This is a genomic window from Pseudoalteromonas sp. 20-92 (assembly GCF_030847595.1).
GTDB lineage: Bacteria > Pseudomonadota > Gammaproteobacteria > Enterobacterales > Alteromonadaceae > Pseudoalteromonas > Pseudoalteromonas fuliginea.
Map to the genome: position 1 here is coordinate 117443 of NZ_JANJGQ010000005.1, position 20364 is coordinate 137806.

General features: G+C 39.2%; 19 protein-coding genes. 12 read left to right on the forward strand and 7 right to left on the reverse strand.

Translation table 11 applies throughout. From position 1 onward, the window contains the following. Positions 1-52: 52 nt before the first annotated feature. The 5 genes from NRL14_RS07085 to NRL14_RS07105 all read right to left on the reverse strand — a co-directional run bounded on the left by NRL14_RS07085 (position 53) and on the right by NRL14_RS07105 (position 5133). The gene (locus NRL14_RS07085; protein ID WP_007375280.1) at positions 53-991 is read right to left on the reverse strand and encodes a LysR family transcriptional regulator; all 939 of its coding nucleotides are present in this window, start codon (positions 989-991) and stop codon (positions 53-55) included. A 17-nt stretch (positions 992-1008) separates the two neighbouring features. Further along, positions 1009-2727 carry a bifunctional isocitrate dehydrogenase kinase/phosphatase gene (gene aceK / locus NRL14_RS07090; RefSeq protein WP_007375279.1) on the reverse strand — a complete coding sequence of 573 codons (1719 nt, stop codon included), beginning with the start codon at positions 2725-2727 and terminating at the stop codon, positions 1009-1011. A 112-nt stretch (positions 2728-2839) separates the two neighbouring features. After that, a complete protein-coding gene (locus NRL14_RS07095) occupies positions 2840-3316 on the reverse strand; it encodes a hypothetical protein (protein ID WP_033022918.1) in 477 nt (158 codons plus the stop codon). 102 nt (positions 3317-3418) lie between these two features. After that, on the reverse strand, positions 3419-4915 hold the full coding sequence (locus NRL14_RS07100; RefSeq protein ID WP_306724319.1) for a DUF3413 domain-containing protein: 1497 nt from the start codon (positions 4913-4915) through the stop codon (positions 3419-3421). Between the two features lie 5 nt (positions 4916-4920). Next, positions 4921-5133 carry a DUF1414 domain-containing protein gene (locus tag NRL14_RS07105; protein WP_007375276.1) on the reverse strand — a complete coding sequence of 71 codons (213 nt, stop codon included), beginning with the start codon at positions 5131-5133 and terminating at the stop codon, positions 4921-4923. Positions 5134-5195: 62 nt separating this feature from the next. Here NRL14_RS07105 and yejK point away from each other — a divergent pair, with 62 nt between their 5' ends. Continuing rightward, on the forward strand, positions 5196-6212 hold the full coding sequence (gene yejK / locus NRL14_RS07110) for a nucleoid-associated protein YejK (RefSeq protein WP_033037823.1): 1017 nt from the start codon (positions 5196-5198) through the stop codon (positions 6210-6212). Positions 6213-6833: 621 nt separating this feature from the next. Here the strand turns inward: yejK and rne are convergent. Further along, entirely contained in the window at positions 6834-9947 is a 3114-nt protein-coding gene (rne, locus tag NRL14_RS07115) for a ribonuclease E (RefSeq protein ID WP_306724320.1), read from the reverse strand. Positions 9948-10721: 774 nt separating this feature from the next. Here rne and rluC point away from each other — a divergent pair. Together rluC and NRL14_RS07125 are read left to right on the forward strand one after the other, a co-directional pair. After that, positions 10722-11681 (forward strand): 23S rRNA pseudouridine(955/2504/2580) synthase RluC, encoded by a 960-nt coding sequence (gene rluC / locus NRL14_RS07120; protein ID WP_002962392.1) that lies wholly within the window; start codon positions 10722-10724, stop codon positions 11679-11681. After that, positions 11678-12343 carry an HAD-IA family hydrolase gene (locus NRL14_RS07125; protein WP_306724321.1) on the forward strand — a complete coding sequence of 222 codons (666 nt, stop codon included), beginning with the start codon at positions 11678-11680 and terminating at the stop codon, positions 12341-12343. Before rluC ends, NRL14_RS07125 begins: the two co-directional genes overlap by 4 nt. Before the next feature lies 1 nt (position 12344). Here the strand turns inward: NRL14_RS07125 and NRL14_RS07130 are convergent, their stop codons facing one another. After that, positions 12345-12941, reverse strand: a complete 597-nt coding sequence (locus NRL14_RS07130) for a nucleoside triphosphate pyrophosphatase (RefSeq protein ID WP_306724322.1) — start codon at positions 12939-12941, stop codon at positions 12345-12347. Between the two features lie 131 nt (positions 12942-13072). Between NRL14_RS07130 and yceD the strand changes: the two genes are divergently transcribed. The 9 genes from yceD (at position 13073) to mltG (ending at position 20364) form a co-directional block, all read left to right on the forward strand. Then, on the forward strand, positions 13073-13597 hold the full coding sequence (gene yceD / locus NRL14_RS07135) for a 23S rRNA accumulation protein YceD (RefSeq protein ID WP_007375269.1): 525 nt from the start codon (positions 13073-13075) through the stop codon (positions 13595-13597). Between the two features lie 9 nt (positions 13598-13606). After that, positions 13607-13777: a 50S ribosomal protein L32 gene (rpmF, locus tag NRL14_RS07140; RefSeq protein ID WP_002962381.1), complete on the forward strand. Its 171-nt coding sequence runs from the start codon at positions 13607-13609 to the stop codon at positions 13775-13777. Positions 13778-13789: 12 nt separating this feature from the next. Then, the gene (gene plsX, locus NRL14_RS07145; RefSeq protein ID WP_007375268.1) at positions 13790-14830 is read left to right on the forward strand and encodes a phosphate acyltransferase PlsX; all 1041 of its coding nucleotides are present in this window, start codon (positions 13790-13792) and stop codon (positions 14828-14830) included. Between the two features lie 52 nt (positions 14831-14882). Next, a complete protein-coding gene (fabD, locus tag NRL14_RS07150) occupies positions 14883-15809 on the forward strand; it encodes an ACP S-malonyltransferase (RefSeq protein WP_306724323.1) in 927 nt (308 codons plus the stop codon). Positions 15810-15820: 11 nt separating this feature from the next. Next, positions 15821-16567: a 3-oxoacyl-ACP reductase FabG gene (fabG, locus tag NRL14_RS07155; RefSeq protein ID WP_007375266.1), complete on the forward strand. Its 747-nt coding sequence runs from the start codon at positions 15821-15823 to the stop codon at positions 16565-16567. 250 nt (positions 16568-16817) lie between these two features. Continuing rightward, positions 16818-17054, forward strand: a complete 237-nt coding sequence (gene acpP, locus NRL14_RS07160; protein WP_002962377.1) for an acyl carrier protein — start codon at positions 16818-16820, stop codon at positions 17052-17054. Between the two features lie 216 nt (positions 17055-17270). Beyond that, a complete protein-coding gene (gene fabF / locus NRL14_RS07165) occupies positions 17271-18509 on the forward strand; it encodes a beta-ketoacyl-ACP synthase II (protein WP_008135390.1) in 1239 nt (412 codons plus the stop codon). Between the two features lie 59 nt (positions 18510-18568). Further along, positions 18569-19384, forward strand: coding sequence for an aminodeoxychorismate lyase (gene pabC / locus NRL14_RS07170; RefSeq protein WP_306724324.1), 816 nt, complete (start codon positions 18569-18571; stop codon positions 19382-19384). Next, complete coding sequence (mltG, locus tag NRL14_RS07175) at positions 19378-20364, forward strand: endolytic transglycosylase MltG (protein ID WP_306724325.1); 987 nt, start codon at positions 19378-19380, stop codon at positions 20362-20364. Before pabC ends, mltG begins: the two co-directional genes overlap by 7 nt.

Consider the following 20364-nt stretch of genomic DNA (forward strand, 5'->3'; position numbering starts at 1 on the left):
GTTAATTTTTTCTATTAGCCTAGCAATTTTTACAAAGTATTGTGTAATAAAGCTACTTTAGTTCCTCGGCAACTTCAGCTACTTTTTGGCGCAACCAAATATGACTCGCATCTCGGTGCAGCAGTGGACTCCAAATCATATCAAGTTCAAAAGGAGGAATAGGAAAAGGAGGTTCTAGTATTTTAAGTCCAGGATCGTCGACATAAATATTAGCGGCTTTAGATGGTAGAGTGGCAATAAGGTTTTTCTCTTTTGCTAAATGAATCGCTACATGATAATTACGCGTAAATGTAGCGATATTACGATGTTTACCAAAGTGAGCGAGGGCTTCGTCAACCCACCCTAGCTTTTGCACGTCTTTTGGATCCATTCCTACACCAACACCAAAACCTGTTTTACTTACCCAAATATGGCGTGCTTTTAAATAGCTATCAAGGCTAAAGCTTTCAATTATTGGATTATCGGCTTTTACTAAACAGCAAAAACTGTCTTTCCAAATACGCTTATGATGAAAAGATTGTGGTAAGTTTTCAAAACGATTGATAGCCATATCAACTTTACCATTTTCTACATCATGAAAAGTCACATCACTTGGGGTAAGTATATCTAATGTGGTGTCGGGTGCCTCGTCATGTAATTTACTAAGCAGTTTGGGTGCTAGCGTGCTTGCTGCGTAGTCGCTTGCCATAATCCTAAACACACGTTTACTTTGGCTTGCCTCAAATTCTCGATTAGGTGCTAGAGTTTCTTCAAGAGTCATTAATATGCCACGTATAACGGGTTGTAACTCCAAAGCACGCTCAGTTGGAACCATACCATCGCTGGTACGAACTAAAATAGGGTCGTTAAATAAGTTACGAAGACGTTTAAGGCCATTACTCATTGCAGGTTGTGTAATACTCAACTGGTTTGCAGCGCGTGTTACGTTGCATTCTCGTAGTAGTGTGTCGAGGTAAACCAGTAAATTTAAATCTATTTTACTTATATTCATTGTGTGTCCTTTAGCGCCTACCAGTGGTGAATAAAGCGCTGTGCTGTCGGGTATGGGTAAATATGACTCACATGCCCATTTTTTATGTTTTGCTGTGCTTGTTTCCAAAAACTAACATCAACTAATTCGGGATGTGTACTTAATAAAAACTGTTTATAAGTTGGGTTAGGTGTAACAAAAGTACATAACTGCTCCGGGAAAACATCTTGTGGAGCGACAGAGTAACTTTGTTCACTCATTAAATAGTCATCGTAATTTTTAGCTTTAGGTAATTCTCTAAAGTTCATATCTGTAAGGTATTGTACTTCGTCGTAATCATAAAAAATAATACGCTTATGCTTACTTACCCCAAAGTTTTTTAATAGCATATCACCAGGAAATATATTAACGGCAATCATTTCTTTAAGTGCTTGGCCGTACTCCTCTATTGCATCTGCTGCACTTTCGTCATTAGCGTTTTCTAAAAACAGATTTAGTGGTGTCATGCGCCGTTCAATGTAAAGGTGTTTTATAATCAACCAATCGCCTTCAATTATCATAGAGGAGCCAATTGTTTTATGTAATTGCTCAAGCAAATTACTATCAAAACGAGCCAAAGGAAATACGACATTAGAATACTCTATAGTGTCAGCCATACGCCCAACGCGATCGTGACTCTTTACGAGCTGATAGCGCTTTAAAACGGTGTTGCGACCAAATGGTTTGCTTTCACCAAACTTATCTTTAATGACTTTAAATACATAACCAAAAGAGGGGAGGGTAAATACCATCATCACCATGCCCGGTGTACCAGGTGCAATTGTAAACTCATCACTTGAATGCGTTAAATGACTTAAAAACTCGCGGTAAAATTCAGTTTTGCCTTGTTTATGAAAACCGATCGCGTTGTATAGCTCTGCAATTGTTTTGTTTGGCATTAGCTGATTTAAAAACCTTACCAACGCTGAAGGTGCATGAGTTTCCACCATAAAATAAGCACGCGCAAAGCCAAAAATAACACGCATTTGTGATGATTTAGTGAGCAAGGCGTCTAAGTATAAGCCTTTATCTTTATGATGTAGTACTGCAATAATAAAAGGTTGCACACCGCTTTGAGAAACTACACGGCCAACAATATACGCCGCTTTGTTACGATAAAATGCAGTATGTAATATATCAAAGCGCATTTGCCAAGGTTGGTGGTGAGTATCGGGGGCTTGTTTGTAAAATGCTTTAACAAGCAAGCGTATATCTCGTTCTAAATCTACAAATGGGGCTTTAAAATCAAAGTGATTGATAATACGTTTTATCGTAGGCTTTAAACCATCAACTACCGGGAAATAACTTCTATACTCGGATTCAACCGGAACAGATGGCGCGTCTTTTAATGTGGCTTGTACAAATATAAAGTCATTATGAAAGTAACGTCTATGGTAAAGACGGCAAAATACAGAGTTATAGAATGTTTCGGCAAGCTCTGCTTGTGGGTGAAAGCATAAAAAGTGTTGATATATTTTTTTTACTGCAAGCCAAAGAGACTCATCAAGGGTATCTGTAGGATGTTCTATTTTTAAAAATTGTGTCGTTTCGTTAACACGATCATCATAATAGCTAATACGTAAACGGCTTATATCGTTAATTGCTTGCCAATCTTTATTAGCAAAAGCGAGAGGGGCTTTTGCCGTGGTTTTTTGAAATAGCTTATAGTGCTTTTTAAAGCCAGTTAAAATTAGTTCAGCAATACGATGTGGTTGCATAAGCATTCCTTATTATACGTTAGAGTTTATACTCTATTGTGTTAAGGGTATGTTATTTTAAGTTTAAAACCAAGCTAAATTACGAACACGCTCATAATGCTTTATGAGCGTTTTATTTGTATATTAATATTTTTTTTTCTAGTTCTTTAATTTTTTTAGCAATAGCAGATACTTCTTTTTTATATTCTTTATTAATTCGTTTAATGTTCTTGGTAATATCTTTAGTAATTATATTTTTCTCATCGTCGGCTAAAATATGGTTAAGGCGCTGTTGTTGCTTGTATTCAGCTCGCTCTTTTTCACGATCGAGTATCGTTAATTTATGGTTGTTACTGCGAAGTTCAGCTTGTAACCCAGCCAAAAGCCTTTCTCGCTCAAGATCGTTTAGTTGTTTTCTATAATCAACTTCAGGGCCATTTTGCAGTATGTTTGTGGTATTTACTTTGTGTGTAGTTGCGCGATGATCGCAAGGAAACTGAGAAAAAACAGTCTCTTTTTCTGTCACGCATTTGTAGTAAGTCGTGGCGTTATTATAAAAGCAGATAAAGATGCAAAGTGAATAAAATAAGTAACTAACAAGTTTAATCATAGCAGGGCATCCATGAATTTATTTTGCGTTGCTAAAAACGCAGTTCCAAAATAAAAACTATAACCTAGCTTGACGTTATAGCAAGCTAGGTCAGGATTACAGTTATTGAGTGAATGTTTTTAACTTCTTAATGCTTTGTACTAAAAATGGAATATCTAAACCTTGCTCAATAGAGAACCCTTCAGCGGCAGAGATGTTTTTAAAATTCCCATCTGAGTCTATTAATGTGATCCTATCTTTTTTGTATGCTATGACTACACCTTGGGAGTAATTAACACCCATATTGTCTTTTTTCTTGTATAGGTTAACACCTAACATTGTTTGTTTGGCAATCGCTTTACAATTTAAGTACTGACCGACACTAGTCGCAATTAAATCACTTGGTTGAATTAAGCCTTCAACCTTTGAGATTCTTTTATCTGAGCTGTATAAGGTTGATGTACTTACCACTTCTTGAGTATCATTTACTAAGCTAAAAGCAAAGATTTGCGTTGCGTTATTGCGTGGGGATACAACTTTTGAACCGCTAATAACTCTAATCGCACTGTTAGTGTGAGCTTGGTCATTAATAAAGCTCAGCTCGTTAATACCACTTACTTCAATACTGCGACGTTGGCTCTGCCATGCGGGAAGAGTGTGCTCTTCAATTATCGCAACTTTATAAAAGGCAGGTAAACCGTATACCAAACTAAATAGCATGTCGCTATGATTAGTTGGCTGTAAAAACTGCTCTGTTTTATGTAGACCTTTATTTTCTGAAATAAAGTCGGCTAATTGTTGGTCGGTTTCAAAAACAAAAATGTCGATATTAGCCTGAGTGTAATCTTCACATTTCTCAAGAGGAGTTGGTATTTGGTAGTTAATATTTTGGTTATTAATTTTAACGCTATGAGCTTGTTTATATGTTTCGATATCTAGTAAATCATTTTTAGCTAACAAACTTTTAGCTGTTGTAGGGTATGAAAGTGGTAAAACATTATCTTGCTTTGTTACATCAAATTTTAAGTTAGCATCTGCCCAAATATGAATGCTGTGGCTAAGCGCAAAACATATAACTAAAAATGAGCTTGCGTAACGTGCAAATTTAAACTGTTTTAGACGCGCTAAATGCCGCCATGTAAGATTACTGGCAACGAGTTGAAAACCTAAGATTAGCAGAACAATACCGCCGGCAAAAAGAGTTGTTAAAGCAGGCGAACTTGTTAATCGATGCCACAGTAGTGAGATGATTTCAGGCAAAGCGGAAGTGCTTAAATGATAGCCCAAATTAACATACACATAAGCATCAAGAGTAAGCAGTGATGCGCCAAACGTAGCAATTACAGCAGCCATTCCACGAATGTGCCTAGGATAGGGGAAAATCAAACTAAGCGGAAATACCGTCAGCACAAATGCTAAAAAGGCAATAAAACTAGTGTGGCTAAGCCATGTCACTAGCATATAAGTTATGCCCATAAAGCTAGTTGGTGGCGAATCGGCAAATAAATAGCTTAAGCTAATAAATAGCGCTAAGCCGATGTTGGCAAAGGTGAACCAATGCCCCCAGCTTAATAACTGACTCGCTTTTGATGAAAACTGATTGTGCTGCGATAAGTTCATAGAGTTTATTTAACCGACTGTGACAATGCTTTTGCAAAGTTCTCAGTTACGGCTTGTCTTTTCCCTGTTGGTACATGCTCTTTTAAGATATGCGTGATAGAATTTCCTAAACACATAAGGCTTAAATCAACCGGTGCATTATGTTTAGTTAGCACATCAATAAGCTGATCGACGATTTGTTCTACTTCTTCATTAGAGTATTTTGATAAGATTGGCATCAGTTGGTTCAATAAAATAGTTATATTCCCGTATTTTAACACTAGAGGCGTGAAAAACAAAGATGACAACAGACGTTAAAAAATTAGTCGTTCATTATGTAGACAAAAAAGACGACGATACGCAAATTCACCTTCGAAATGATGAAATGATCATCAACGATAAAGTGGCCGTGTTCATTGAGCAGTTACATCATGCGTACAACGGTAAACCTGGTAAAGGTTATTGTGCTTTCAGTGGAGACAAAAACAGTATTGTAGCATCAGCAATGCAAAGTTACCGTAATGATGAGTTGGGCTTTTGGCATATGACAGAGCAAGCTTCAACAGTCTTAAAAGAAGAGCTTGATAAGTATGCTTTTAGTGAAACAGGTTATTTAGTATTTTGTCATTATCAGTATGTTGCTACCGATTACATGTTAATTGCGATGATTAACATCAAAGAACATTATTCAATGACTTCAGAGCTTGATTTAGCAGCTTCTCGCCATTTAGATATATCGCGTATGCAACTCGCTGCTCGCATCGACTTAACAGCGTGGGATACACAAGCTGACGACAACCGTTATATTTCATTTATCAAAGGACGAGCTGGACGTAAAGTTGCTGACTTTTTCTTAGACTTTTTAGGTTGTGAAGAGGGTATTGATTCAAAACAGCAAAGCCAAGTAATGCTTAGCGCAGTAGAGGATTATTTATCAGAGCAACAGTTTGATAAATCAGAAAAAGACGACTTACGTAAACAAGTATTTGATTACTGTAATGATTGCGTAACTACAGGCGAAGATGCAAGTGTGAGCGATCTATCAGCAACGCTCACTAAAGGCGATGACAGCCCGTTCGACAGTTTTTGTAAAGAACAAAGCTATGACTTAGAAGAAACCTTCCCTGTAGATAAAAAAACGGTAACCAGTATGGTTAAGTTTTCAGGTCTAGGTGGTGGCGTAAGTGTAAGTTTTGAGCGTAAACATTTAGGTGAGCGCGTTACTTATAATGAAGCGACTGATACCTTAGTGATTAAAGGTATTCCGCCAAATTTAAAAGATCAGTTACAACGTTTTATGGAACAAGAGCAAGAATAAACATTACATAAATAATGTTTTAGCTTTATTGAAAACGCGGCAAGTAGACCGCGTTTTTTTGTGAGAAAACTTAATTTTAAACGCCAGCATACAGTTTATGGATTTAACGTTTGGTGCTTATCTGTAGACGTAGAGCTTGCTCACGTTAGAAGCGCAGCTTCTCAAAGCTATAAATAGTGAATTAAAAAAGGTGAGGTGAGTTTTAATGTATTGCAATGCATTAAAAAGGTACTGTTAGTTAACAATTTTGGTAAAAACGTCGTTTTTAAACGCCAGCAAGCTGTGCGTCTACAGGTTATGGATTTAACGTTTGGTGTTTACCTGTAGACGTAGAGCTTGCTCACGTTAGAAGCGCAGCTTCTCAAAGCTTTAAATGGTGAATTAAAAAAGGTGAGGTGAGTCTTAATGTATTGCAATGCATTAAAAAGGTACTGCTAGTTAATAATTTTGGTAAAAACGTCGTTTTTAAACGCCAGCAAGCTGTGCGTCTACAGGTTATGGATTTAACGTTTGGTGTTTACTTGTAGGGCTTGATCACGTTAGAAGCGCTTTACATAGCACTTAAAGCAAAAAAGCCCCGCTATTGAGTACATAGCGGGGCTTTTTAATGAGCGTTAGTTACTAATCAGCACTCATTGTTTTAGTCATTGCAGAGCTTGCACGACCAGCAGGTTTGATTGAGCCTGCACGTAAGCCACTGTCGGGTACTAGTTCACGTTTGTCGTGAGCCATTGCAACAGAGATATGTTTTACTTCGCTATCAGCTACAGGAGTAGGTTGTGCCATTGGCGCACTTGCAGATCCTTGCGAAACGACGGTTTTAACATGCTGTACTGATTTTTCAACTTTAGCTGGTTGCTCAGTCACTACAGGTGCTTCAACTTTAGCTGGTTGCTCAGTCACTACAGGTGCTTCAACTTTAGCTGGTTGCTCAGTCACTACAGGCGCTTCAACTTTAGCTGGTTGCTCAGTCACTACAGGTGCTTCAACTTTAGCGGGTTGCTCAGTCACTACAGGCGCTTCAACTTTAGCTGGTTGCTCAGTCACTACAGGCGCTTCAACTTTAGCGGGTTGCTCAGTCACTACAGGCGCTTCAACTTTAGCGGGTTGCTCAGTCACTGCAGGTGCTTCAACTTCAGCTGATTCTTTAACCGCTTCAACTTTAGCCAAGTCTTCTACAGCAAGTGCTTGTTCAACTTTTTCAGAAGCATCAACAGCGGTTTCTTGCGATTTAGCTTTAAGTTCAGCTTCATACTCAGCTGCAGCTTGATCTGCTACTGGTACAAATGCAGGTGTTTCGTCTGATTTGTTTTCAGAACCTTCACCTTCTGGTCGGCGGCGACGTTGACCAGATGCACGAAGATGACGAGGAGAGCGGCGTGAACGTGTACGTGTTTGCTCTTGTTCTCCATCAGATGCAGATGTTTCATCGTTAGAATCAACAACGTCAACTTTCTCTTCTTTAATATGCGCTGTTTTTTCTGCTGGAGCTTGCGTTTGCTTTTCTACAGTAGGCGTAACTTGCTCTTTAACTTGTGGTTTTTCATCACTTACCACAGTTTGTTCTGTTATTTTATCTACTGTTTTTGCTTGTTCAGCATTTTCGTCTTGTAAACGTACTTTTTTACGTAAATTACGTCGTTGACGGCGAACTTTAGGCTTCTGCTCTTTAGGCTCTGCAGCTTGTGCTGGCTTAGAATCAGTTTCTACTTCCGCCTTTGCAGGGGCTTCAGTTTTAACTTGATCTTTTTCTTGGTTTTTATGCTCTGGGCGCTTACGAGAGTTAGGATTACGACGGCGCTTGTTGCGATTTTCGTTTCTTTCTTGGTTCTCGTTAGTTACTGGTGAATCAGTTTTAGCTTCATCTTGATCAGTATTGCTGCGTTCAGCACGAGGCTTAGTGCGAGGGTTATTTCGACGACGTTGATTGTTATTTCGACGGCGGTTATCGTTACCTCTGCGGTTATTACGTGCTTCTTCTTGCTGCTTTTCAGCGGCTTCTTTTTTCTCTTCTACCGTTTCAGTAGCAAATAACGACTTAAACCACTTAGTGATTGCTGTAAATAAGCCACCATTAGCTTTAGTCTCATTGGTCACTGGCTTAGCTGTTTGTGCAGGCGCTGCTTGTGGAGCTGGTGTAGAAGGCATTACTACACCTTTTAGCATTGGTTCTTCACGTACTGGAGTACTTGGAGATTTAGACATCTCAAATACTTCAGGCTCAGGCGCAATAACTTGTCCGTAACTTACCGTTTCAAGTGTTTCGTCTTTACGTAAACGCATAACTTCGTAATGTGGTGTTTCCATATGTTGATTAGGAATAATCACTACATCACATTTATGATGTTTTTCAATACGATGAACACTACGTCGTTGCTCATTTAACAAATAAGCGGCAACAGCAACAGGCACTTGTGCATTTACTTGTGTCGTATTGTCTTTTATTGCTTCTTCTTCAATTAAGCGAAGAATAGAAAGTGCGATTGATTCGTTAGAACGAATAGTCCCTTGTCCGCTACAGCGAGGGCATGGGCCTTGGCTTGCTTCACCTAATGAAGGACGCAAGCGCTGACGCGACATTTCAAGTAAACCAAAGCGTGAGATTTTGCCAATTTGAACACGAGCACGATCTGGGCGAGCAGCATCTTTTAAGCGATTTTCTACTTCACGTTGATGACGTGGAGGGGTCATATCGATAAAGTCGATTACAATCAAACCACCTAGGTCACGAAGACGTAACTGACGTGCAATTTCATCAGCAGCTTCTAAGTTAGTATTTAGTGCTGTTTCCTCAATATCACCGCCTTTTGTTGCTTTAGACGAGTTAATATCGATAGATGTTAATGCTTCAGTAGGGTCAATAACTATTGAACCACCAGATGGAAGACGCACTTCACGCTGAAACGCTGACTCGATTTGGCTTTCAATTTGATAATGTGTAAATAATGGCGTATCGCCTTGGTAAAGCTTAACGCGGCTCATGAAATCAGGACGAAAACGCTCAATGTGCGCTTTAGCTTCTTCAAAAACACGTGGTTTATCAATTAATATCTCACCAATGTCGCGACGTAAATAATCGCGAATGGCGCGAAATATTACGTTACTTTCTTGGTGTATTAAAAAAGGCGCTTTAGCACTGTCGGCTGCTTGGCCAATAGCCTCCCAGTGTACTAATAATGCTTTTAAATCGTAGTTTAGTTCTTCAAACGATTTACCAACACCAGCAGTACGAACAATTAAGCCCATACCTTTAGGTAATTCTAAACGACCTAGTGCTTCTTTAAGTTCAGTGCGCTCATCACCTTCAATACGGCGAGAAATGCCACCGGCACGAGGATTGTTAGGCATTAGAACTAAGTAACTACCAGCAACGCTGATAAAAGTAGTTAACGCTGCGCCTTTTTGGCCTCGTTCTTCTTTATCAACTTGTACTATTACTTCTTGACCTTCTTTGATTACGTCGCGAATATTCGGACGACCGTGAAAAGTGTAACCTGCAGGGAAGTAAGTACGGGCTATTTCTTTTAAAGGGAGGAAACCATGGCGATCAGCACCGTATTCAACAAATGCTGCTTCAAGAGATGGTTCAATGCGGGTTATTTTGCCTTTATAAATATTGGCTTTTTTCTGTTCGTGACCTGGGCTTTCTATATCTAAATCATATAGGCGCTGGCCATCAACCAGTGCTACGCGCATTTCTTCTTGCTGCGTTGCATTGATTAGCATACGTTTCATATTGTTACTCTACTTATTTATGTCGCTGACATGACGATGTTTTTATCGCCTGTTCAGTTGTTCCTATTTTTAGAATGTGCAGCCTCACGACTGGGTCTTTAACGGAACGGCTCTGTATTTTCGTACGCAGTATTTTAAATGCTGGCAAACAATAACGTGTATTACCGTTATTAAATTCTAAATGGTGTTAAAACAGTCGGCTTTTCAGCTACGTTTACATGTTTTACCCAGAAGTTGGCCTGTCATATCAATCTTACTAAATGTCATTCATATTAGGTGCGTAGGGCTCATTAAGTTGGTGAGTAATACATATTTATGTATCACTAATATCCATTTTAAGAGCAAAAGTTGCTACCAATGTTAATGAACGCTTATTTATTAGATTTTTTTAGTTCTAAATAAGCTGCTGTACGGTACTACAATAATTGAGCAAATGCTGAACGACGTGTTTTTACGTCGTCACTATCAGACAAATTATCTGTTCATTGCTTTCTCAATCGCATTAAAAACCACTTCATGTTCAAACTTAACCAGCAATATATTACGCGCATTGCCGTTAATTGATCGCACGTGTTGACTAGGTATGTATAAAAGCTTTGGAAAACTTAACTCGGATCTGTATGATCGGCTACCCAGAATGTGCATCACGAATGTTTTAATGTGTTAAAAAGCACCGTTGTTATTTGCAAATACTAAATATTTGCGCTGCTGATTATCCCACTATTATTACAGTGTTAGCAACTAAATTATTTTACTTAAATTAGTGATTAGGCAATGTCAGAAAAAAACGACTTACAAGTAACTTATGTCACGATCAATGAAGACCATTTAGGTCAGCGTATTGATAACTTTCTTATTACCCATTTAAAAGGGGTGCCTAAAAGCGCTATTTATAAACTTTTGCGCAAAGGTGAGGTACGCGTTAATAAAAAGCGTATTAAGCCTGTATATAAACTACAGCTTGACGATGTGCTTCGTATTGCACCTATCAGGGTTGCTGAGCGTGAAGAGTTTGTACCATCAAAACTAGATAAAGTAACTCGCCTTGAAAACGATATCTTATTTGAAGATAAATACCTTATCGTTATAAATAAACCTTCAGGCATGGCTGTTCATGGTGGCAGTGGTTTAAGTTATGGTTTAATTGAAGCTTTGCGCGCGCTTCGCCCAGAGGAGCGCAGTCTTGAGCTAGTTCACAGGCTTGACCGTGATACATCGGGTTGTTTACTTATAGCAAAACGTCGTTCGGTGTTAACAGCATTGCATGAACAGCTTCGTGAAAAAACAATGGAAAAAAATTATTGGGCACTAGTTGAAGGGCAGTGGGACTCTAAAACTAAAAATGTAACCGAAGGGCTGCGTAAAAATACGCTTAAATCGGGTGAACGCGTAGTACGTGTAGATAACACTGAGGGCAAGCCTTCGCATACGCGTTTTAAAGTACTTGAACGTTTTAATGATTGCTCGCTTGTACAAGCGTCGCCTGTTACAGGTCGTACACACCAAATTCGTGTGCATACGCAGTGTAAAGGTCATCCAATAGCGTGTGATGATAAATACGGCGATCAAGGGTTTGATGAATCTATGCGTAAAGTTGGCTTAAACCGATTATTTTTACATGCACACGATTTAAGTTTTTATCATCCTAAAAACGAAACAACGATGCGTATTGAAGCGCCCCTTGATAAAACGCTTAAAAATACATTACTAAAATTACGAGACGCAAAACAGTGATTGAAGTGACGCCAATTAAAAAATATAAGCTCGTCATTTTTGATTGGGATGGCACCGTTATGGATTCAGTCACTAAAATAGTTAACTGTATTCGTAGTAGTGCTGAGTCACTTAATTTAGTGTCACCAAGTGATTTAGCAATTAAAAATATTATTGGTATGTCGCTTGAAAAAGCAATTGATGTTTTATTTCCTGATGATACCGCGCAGCATCAAGCGCTAATTAAAGGGTATAAACACCAATATAGTGTTGATACCACGCCAACTCCTGTATTTGCTAATGTTGTCAGCGTTTTAACTGCTTTAAAAAAGCAAGGTGCTGTTTTAGCTGTTGCCACAGGTAAAGGTAGGGATGGATTAGAGCGTTTGCTTGATCAAAGCCAACTTAGACATTTTTTTAGTGCAACACGCACAAGTGACGAAGCGCAATCAAAGCCTTCTCCAGATATGCTGTATCAATTACTTGAAGAACTTGGCATAAGCGCTCAAGAGGCCGTAATGATTGGTGATACTCAAATAGACATGACAATGGCAAAAGCTGCTGGCATGGATAGAATTGGTGTAACCATGGGGGTGCACAACGCACAGCAACTAAATAAGCTTAGCCCTGTTGCAACGGTAGATAATTATCTGCAACTGCAACAGGTTTTGCTGCTTGGCTAAATTACTTACCCTGAGCAGTAAGTACATCAATACCAAACTCAGCCAGTAACTGGCTGAGTTTAATTAATGGCAACCCAATTAAGCTATTAGGATCGTCTCCGCTTAACTTTTCAAATAAACAAATACCTAACCCTTCACTTTTAAAACTGCCAGCACAGTTATATGGCTGCTCTGCGTCGCAATAAGCACTAATTTGTGCATCACTGAGTGTTTTAAACGTCACATTAAACGGTTCTACGCAGGTTTTTTTAGTGCCAGTTGCAATATCGTAAACACAAAGCCCAGTTAAAAATGTTACAGTATTCCCGCTAAATAAATTTAGTTGTTTTACGGCATTTTGTTTATTGTGTGGTTTACCTAAAATTTGATTGTTAAACACAGCGACTTGGTCTGATCCAATAGCTAACCCTTTGTTAAAGTGTTTATTAGCTGCAGAGGCTTTTAATTCACTTAAACGCTTAACCAGTTCGGTAGGTGTTTCGCATTCAAGTGCTGACTCGTCAACGTCTGGTGAAAATATATCAAATGGTAAATTAAATTTTTGTAATAAAGACTGCCTAAAAGGCGAGCTTGACGCTAAAATAAGTGGGTGCTTCACGGACTGTTTCCCTAAGATAATTCAGATTGAGTTAGGATAAATCAGATCCGAGAGTAAAACACGTTAAAAACCAAGTAAAAATGGTTTTTTACTTTGACTAACAAACTAACTATCTATATGATGCAGCCCCTATGCAAAAGGTGAAAATTCCCATCACTCTTCATCCAGGCAAAGCAGCGCAGCACCGTTTAAAGTATGACGGAATTGTACCGCTTGAAAAACTTACTCGTTTAGAGAAAGTTGTGCAGGAAGAAGTAGGTGAAATAGCGGTAAAAATACATTGCAAGAATGATGATCAAGGTTTCGCTGTGATTAGAGGCAATTTGTCCACACACGTTACTGTCATTTGTCAACGTTGTAATGGTGATTTAGGGTTGGATTTGGTTCAAGACTTTGCATATTCACCAGTAGGTGAAGATACAGAGTTAGATATTTTTCCAGAAGACTACGATGAAGTAGCGCTTGATGAAAATGGTGAAGTTAACGTTTTTGATTTAATTGAAGACGAACTAATTTTAGCAATTCCATTAGTAGCTACCCACAACGAAGCTTCATGCAGTTATTCAGCAAAGCCTGCCAGCTTTGGTGTTTTAAAGGCGGAAGATGATAAACCTAATCCATTTGATATTTTGAAACAACTTAAGAAAGATTCTTAGGAGAAGACTATGGCTGTACAAAAAAGCAAAAAGTCTCGTGCAAGACGCGGCATGCGCCGTTCACACGATGCGATCAGTGGTCCAACTTTAACTGTAGATCAAACATCTGGTGAGACTCATCGTCGTCACCATGTGACTGCAGATGGTTACTACAAAGGCGTTCAAGTAATTTCTAAATAAGAGATTACTTATATGCTGAATGATCTAACCATAGCGTTAGATATGATGGGGGGCGATTACGGCCCCCGTTCATCTATTCCTGCTGCCGTTCACGCAGTAAACGCTCATGCCAATTTAACTCTCATTTTATGTGGCAATGAAGACGTTATATCTAAAGAACTCGAATCCCTCGATTCCTTACCTCATCCTAGACTCATAATTCGTCACTGTAGTGAAATAGTCACTAATGCTTGTGAACCTGCAATTGCTGTGCGTTCAAAAAAAGATTCATCTATGCGTGTTGCCCTTGATTTAGTTAAGTCAGGCGAAGCTCAAGCGTGTGTTAGTTCAGGTAATACTGGTGCGCTATTTTTTATGGCTCACTATGTGCTAAAAATGCTGCCAGGTGTAAAACGTGCTGCACTCATTTCATCCGTTCCTACAGAGCTTAAAAACCCAGTATATTTACTCGACTTAGGTGCTAATGTGCATTGCGATGCGCAAATGCTGTATCAGTTTGGCATTATGGGCTCTGTAGTTGCTGGCCAAGCACTTGGCTGCGATAACCCTCGCGTTAGCTTATTAAATATTGGCGCTGAGGATATTAAAGGTCACGATGATATTAAACAGGCTGCACAATTAATGCAGCAAAGCCCACATATTAATTACATTGGTTATAGCGAAGGAAGCGATATTTTTTCTGGCAAGGCTGATGTTATTGTATGCGAAGGTTTTGTGGGTAACGTTGCACTTAAAACATGCGAAGGCATTGCCAAGCTTATTATGAATAAGTTTACAGTTGCGCTCGAAAAGCACCTTTTATATAAATGTATGGCGTTTATATTGCGTCCAATAATAAAAAAACTCTATAAAAGGGTGAACCCCGACCAGTATAACGGTGCTTCTCTGGTAGGATTGCGCGGTATTGTCGTTAAAAGTCATGGAAATGCGTCAGCTAAAGCATTTCAAGCAGCAATTGATGAAGCGGTAAAGGAGGTTGAACGTCAACTTCCTGATAAAATAGCCGCTATTTTCGAAAAAACACATTCTAAAGACACGGCGGTTAATCAATAATTGATGTGCCGTGTATTTCATTATTTATTTGTTTAATTAAAAAGAGCAAAGTATGGCACAAAAAATTGCACTTCTATTCCCAGGTCAAGGCTCGCAAAGCGTTGGTATGTTACAAGAGCTACTAGAGAGTTCTGACATTGTTAAAGCAACATTTGCAGAAGCATCAGATGCATTGGGTTACGACTTAGCAGAGCTAGTTCTTAATGGCCCAGAAGAAAAATTAAATCAAACTCATCGTACGCAACCTGCATTATTAACTGCAAGTGTTGCTATTTACCGTGATTGGCTTGCAGCAAACCCAGATGCCGACGTTGTTATGGCCGGTCACAGCTTAGGTGAATATTCAGCACTAGTGTGTAGCGACGTACTAAGCTTGAGTGAAGCTGTTAAGCTTGTTGAAAACCGTGGTTTATATATGCAAGAAGCTGTGCCTGCAGGCGTAGGTTCAATGGCTGCGATTATTGGCTTAGGCGATGAAGAAATAAAAGAGGCATGTGCTGCCTCAGCGCAAGGTGAGGTTGTATCTCCAGTTAACTACAATTCTCCTGGTCAAGTTGTTATTGCAGGGCATAAAGCGGCAGTAGATAGAGCATCACAAGCATGTAAAGATGCTGGTGCTAAACGCGCATTACCACTTTCGGTTAGCGTACCTTCACATTGTGAACTAATGAAGCCAGCAGCGGATAAGCTAGCAGCAGACTTAGCCGCTTTAACATTTAATACACCTAAGTGTGATGTAATTAATAATGTTGATGTAAAAGCTGAAAAGTCAGCTGATGCAATTAAAGACGCACTAGTACGTCAGCTTTATAGCCCAGTTCGCTGGACAGAAACAGTACAAGCCTTGGTTGCGCAAGATGTAACACAAAGCTACGAATTTGGTCCTGGTAAAGTATTAACAGGACTTGCTAAACGAATTGATAAAGCAATGATCTGTGGCTCAGTAAACGACGCCGCTTCAATTGATGCAGCTAAATAAGAGTATATAAAATGTCTAATTTATTTTCATTAGAGGGCAAAATTGTCCTAATTACTGGCGCCAGCCGTGGGATTGGTAAAGCAATTGCAACAACATTAGTTGCACAAGGTGCAAAAGTTGCAGGCACTGCTACAAGTGAGTCAGGCGCTGCTAAAATCAGTGAGTACCTGGGTGATAGTGGTAAAGGTTATGCATTAAATGTAACGGATCCTGCATCTATTGAAGCGACACTTGCCGCAATAAAAGCTGATTTTGGCGATATTGACGTACTTGTTAATAACGCAGGTATCACACGTGACAACCTATTAATGCGTATGAAAGAGACTGAGTGGGACGATATAATCGACACTAACTTAAGCTCGATTTTTCGTTTATCTAAAGCGGTACTTCGTCCAATGATGAAGAAAAAGAAAGGCCGTATTATCAATATTGGCTCAGTAGTGGGCACTATGGGTAATGCAGGACAAGCTAATTATGCAGCGGCTAAAGCAGGCGTAATTGGTTTTTCTAAGTCACTGGCGCGCGAAGTTGCATCTCGTGGTATTACAGTTAACGTAGTGGCACCTGGTTTTATTCAAACTGATATGACTGATGATTTAACTGATGAGCAAAAAGCAGCAACGCTTGCCAATGTTCCAGCAGGGCGTTTAGGTCAACCAGACGAAATTGCTGCTGCAGTGTGTTATTTAGCATCTGACGCAGCTGCGTATGTATCAGGCGAAACTTTGCATGTAAATGGTGCGATGTACATGGTTTAGTAGTCATAATATCGGCTAAATAATAAAATTAAGTTAAGTTAGTTAACTCAAAAACATTGAATTATTTGTGAACTTGCTTTAAACATACTTGAAATTGCTGTGAAAATAAGCGATAAAAGATAAAACTTACACTCAGAGGTTTGACCAGACAATTATTTATGGCCAAATCATTGAATCAGAGAATTATGCGGCGTAAACTACGCCGCAATCTGAAAATAACGCATTGGCGTTTTTAATAAAGGAAAGAAGAATGAGCGATATCCAAGAACGCGTAAAGAAAATCATCATTGAACAACTAGGTGTTAAAGAAGAAGAAGTTAAAAATGAATCTTCTTTCGTAGATGACTTAGGTGCAGATTCTCTTGATACTGTAGAACTAGTAATGGCTCTTGAAGAAGAGTTTGATACTGAGATCCCAGATGAAGAAGCTGAAAAGATCACTACAGTTCAAACTGCAATCGATTACGTTACAGCTCACGCTGAGTAATTAATCGCAAATTAAGGGCAGCATTCGCTGCCCTTAATCTATATATCCAAACCACCTCAAAGTTCGTGATTCAAAAACAAACCTTAACTCCCAATCTTAACTAAAAATTATTTTTGCTAGTGTTATGCGTTTTTAATCTATTTTGGGACTAGCACTTTGAGGTAGCTTGGGTATGATCATCCACCTTATAAAAATATCCCTTATTGGAGGCAAACCGTGGCTAAACGTCGAGTCGTCGTAACTGGCTTAGGAATGTTGACGCCGCTAGGTAATGATGTTCAATCAACCTGGCAAGGCTTATTAGATGGTAAAAGTGGTATTCAAACAATAACCCACTTTGATACATCAAAATTTGGTACAAAGTTCGCTGGTTTAATTAATGACTTTGATGCATCGGCTTATATGTCACCAAAAGATGCAAAAAAAATGGATTTATTTATCCAGTACGGCATTGCAGCGGGTGTTCAAGCTTTTGAAGATTCTGGCCTCGAGATAACAGAGCAAAATGCAACACGTATAGGTGTGGCTGTAGGTTCAGGTATTGGTGGTTTAACGCTTATCGAAGAAAACCACATTAAACTATTAAATAGTGGTCCGCGTAAGTTATCGCCATTTTATGTGCCATCTACCATTATTAATATGATTTCAGGTCATTTATCAATAATGCATGGGCTTCGTGGCCCAAATATTTCTATTGTAACGGCTTGTACAACAGGTTTGCACAACATAGGCCATGCTGCGCGTATGATTGCTTATGGCGATGCTGATGCAATGGTTGCCGGTGGCGCCGAAAAAGCCTGTACACCAATTGGTATGGGTGGCTTTAATGCTGCACGTGCACTATCAACCCGCAATGACGATCCACAAGCGGCTTCTCGCCCTTGGGATAAAGACCGCGATGGTTTTGTGCTTTCTGACGGTGCTGGTGTTGTCGTAGTTGAAGAGTACGAACATGCTAAAGCACGTGGTGCTAAAATTTATGCTGAGCTTGTAGGCTTTGGCATGAGTGGCGACGCGTACCACATGACATCACCACCAGAAGACGGTGCAGGCGCTGCCCTTGCAATGCAAAATGCATTAAACGATGCGCAAGTAAATGCAGAGCAAGTGGGCTACATTAATGCACACGGCACATCAACGCATGCTGGCGATAAAGCCGAAACTGCCGCTGTTAAATCTATTTTTGGTAATGCAGCTAAAGATGTAATGGTTGGTTCGACTAAATCAATGATGGGTCACTTATTAGGTGCTGCGGGTTCTGTTGAATCAATCGTTTCGATTTTATCGTTAACGGATCAAAAAGTATCGCCAACTATTAACCTTGATAACCCAGACGAAGGGTGTGACTTAGATTATATTGCGCACACTGCACGTGATGCAAAGCTAGACTTTGCACTGTGTAACTCGTTCGGTTTTGGTGGTACTAATGGCTCGTTGCTGTTTAAAAAGGTATAATCTTTTTTAACAACGAATCAAATTATAAGAGCTCAGTTGTTTAACTGGGCTTTTTTTATATGCCAAATAAAATGCAAACAATAATAGCAGTAGATCAAAACAGCACTTTAAGCACGCGTGACAGAGGCTTAAATTACGGTGACGGCTTTTTTACAACGGCTAAAGTTGTTGATGGGCAAGTACAGTATTGGGCTCACCATAAAGCGCGTTTGATTGAATGTGCACAGCGTTTGGGTTTTCCTGAGTTAGATTTTAATAGCCTTGAAAATCAAATTGCTTTGCATATAAAAGCAGCATCACTCAACGTGCTTAAAATACTTGTAACGCGAGGCGAAGGCGGACGTGGTTATGGGCTGCCAAGTGAGTGTAATCTTACTATTTTATTGAGTGTATTAGATTACCCTAGTAATTACAGTGCGCTTACTAAAAAGGGTGTAAGTCTAGAAATAAGCCCGATTAAATTAGCTGCACAACCTTATTTAGCAGGTCTTAAAACATTAAACCGGCTTGAGCAAGTACTAGTTAAAAAAGCAATGCAAACGCAAAATTGCGACGATGTGTTAGTGCTTGATTACAATAACAATGTAATTGAAGCCTCAGCAGCTAATATTTTTGCGATTAAAAATAAGTGTGTGTTTACGCCACTGCTTGATGAGTGCGGAATAAAGGGCGTTTACCTACAATCGTTATGTGCTAAATTACCAGTTGAATTTAAACGCGTGAAAGTAGAAGACTTAATCCAAGCAGACGCCGTATTTGTGTGTAATAGCTTAATGGGAGCAGTACCAGTAAAACGTATTGAACAACAGGTATTTAATACAGACGACAGCCACGCATTATTAACTAAATTATTAGCCAAGGAGGCTGAGTGTTAAAAGTTATTTTATCGGTACTCTTTTTAGCTGTTATAACCACTGCTGTTGGTTACCAGCAATTACAAGCAACAATAAATAGCCCGTTAAAGGTAGCTCAAAACACACAATTTGAAGTTAAGCATGGCACTGGCTTTAATAAGTTATGCCATCAATGGCAAGCTAAAAACTGGGTAGAAAGTTGCTGGCGCTATCAGGTAATTGCCAAATTAGATCCCACACTCACCGACTTAAAAGCGGGGCTTTACGAGCTAACAGCCGATAGTGTTATCAGTAATATAAAAAAAATTAATCAAGGCCAGCAAGTCAGTTTTAGTTTTACCATTATTGAAGGGCAAAACTTACGTGAAGTACTAAGTGCTATTAAAAAAGCCGATAATTTACAAAACGATTTAAAAAGTGATGAACTAAGTACACAAATACTGGGTAATAATATGCACTTAGAAGGCTGGTTATTCCCCGACACTTACCATTATCATAATAACGATACTGCAAGCGGTGTATTAAAACGTGCAGCACAGAAAATGCAGCAAACATTAGATGATGCTTGGCAGCAGCGCGCTGCTAATCTACCCTATAAAACAGCATACGAAGCACTAATAATGGCTTCAATTATTGAAAAAGAAACAGGCCTTGCTAGTGAACGTCCGTTAATTGCATCAGCGTTTGTTAATCGATTAAACACCAATATGCGCCTGCAAACCGATCCAACCGTAATATATGGCTTAGGGGAGAGTTTTGATGGAGATATTAAACGTAAAGATTTGCGCGATTATACGCCTTACAATACGTATCGAATTAATGGTTTACCGCCAACACCGATTGCAATGCCATCAAAAGCCGCTATTTTAGCTGCAGTTAATCCGCCGCAAAGTGAATATGTTTACTTTGTATCAAAAGGCGATGGTAGCCACCAATTTTCAACCACGTTAAAGCAGCATAACGCGGCAGTTAAAACGTATATATTAAATAAAAAGAATTAA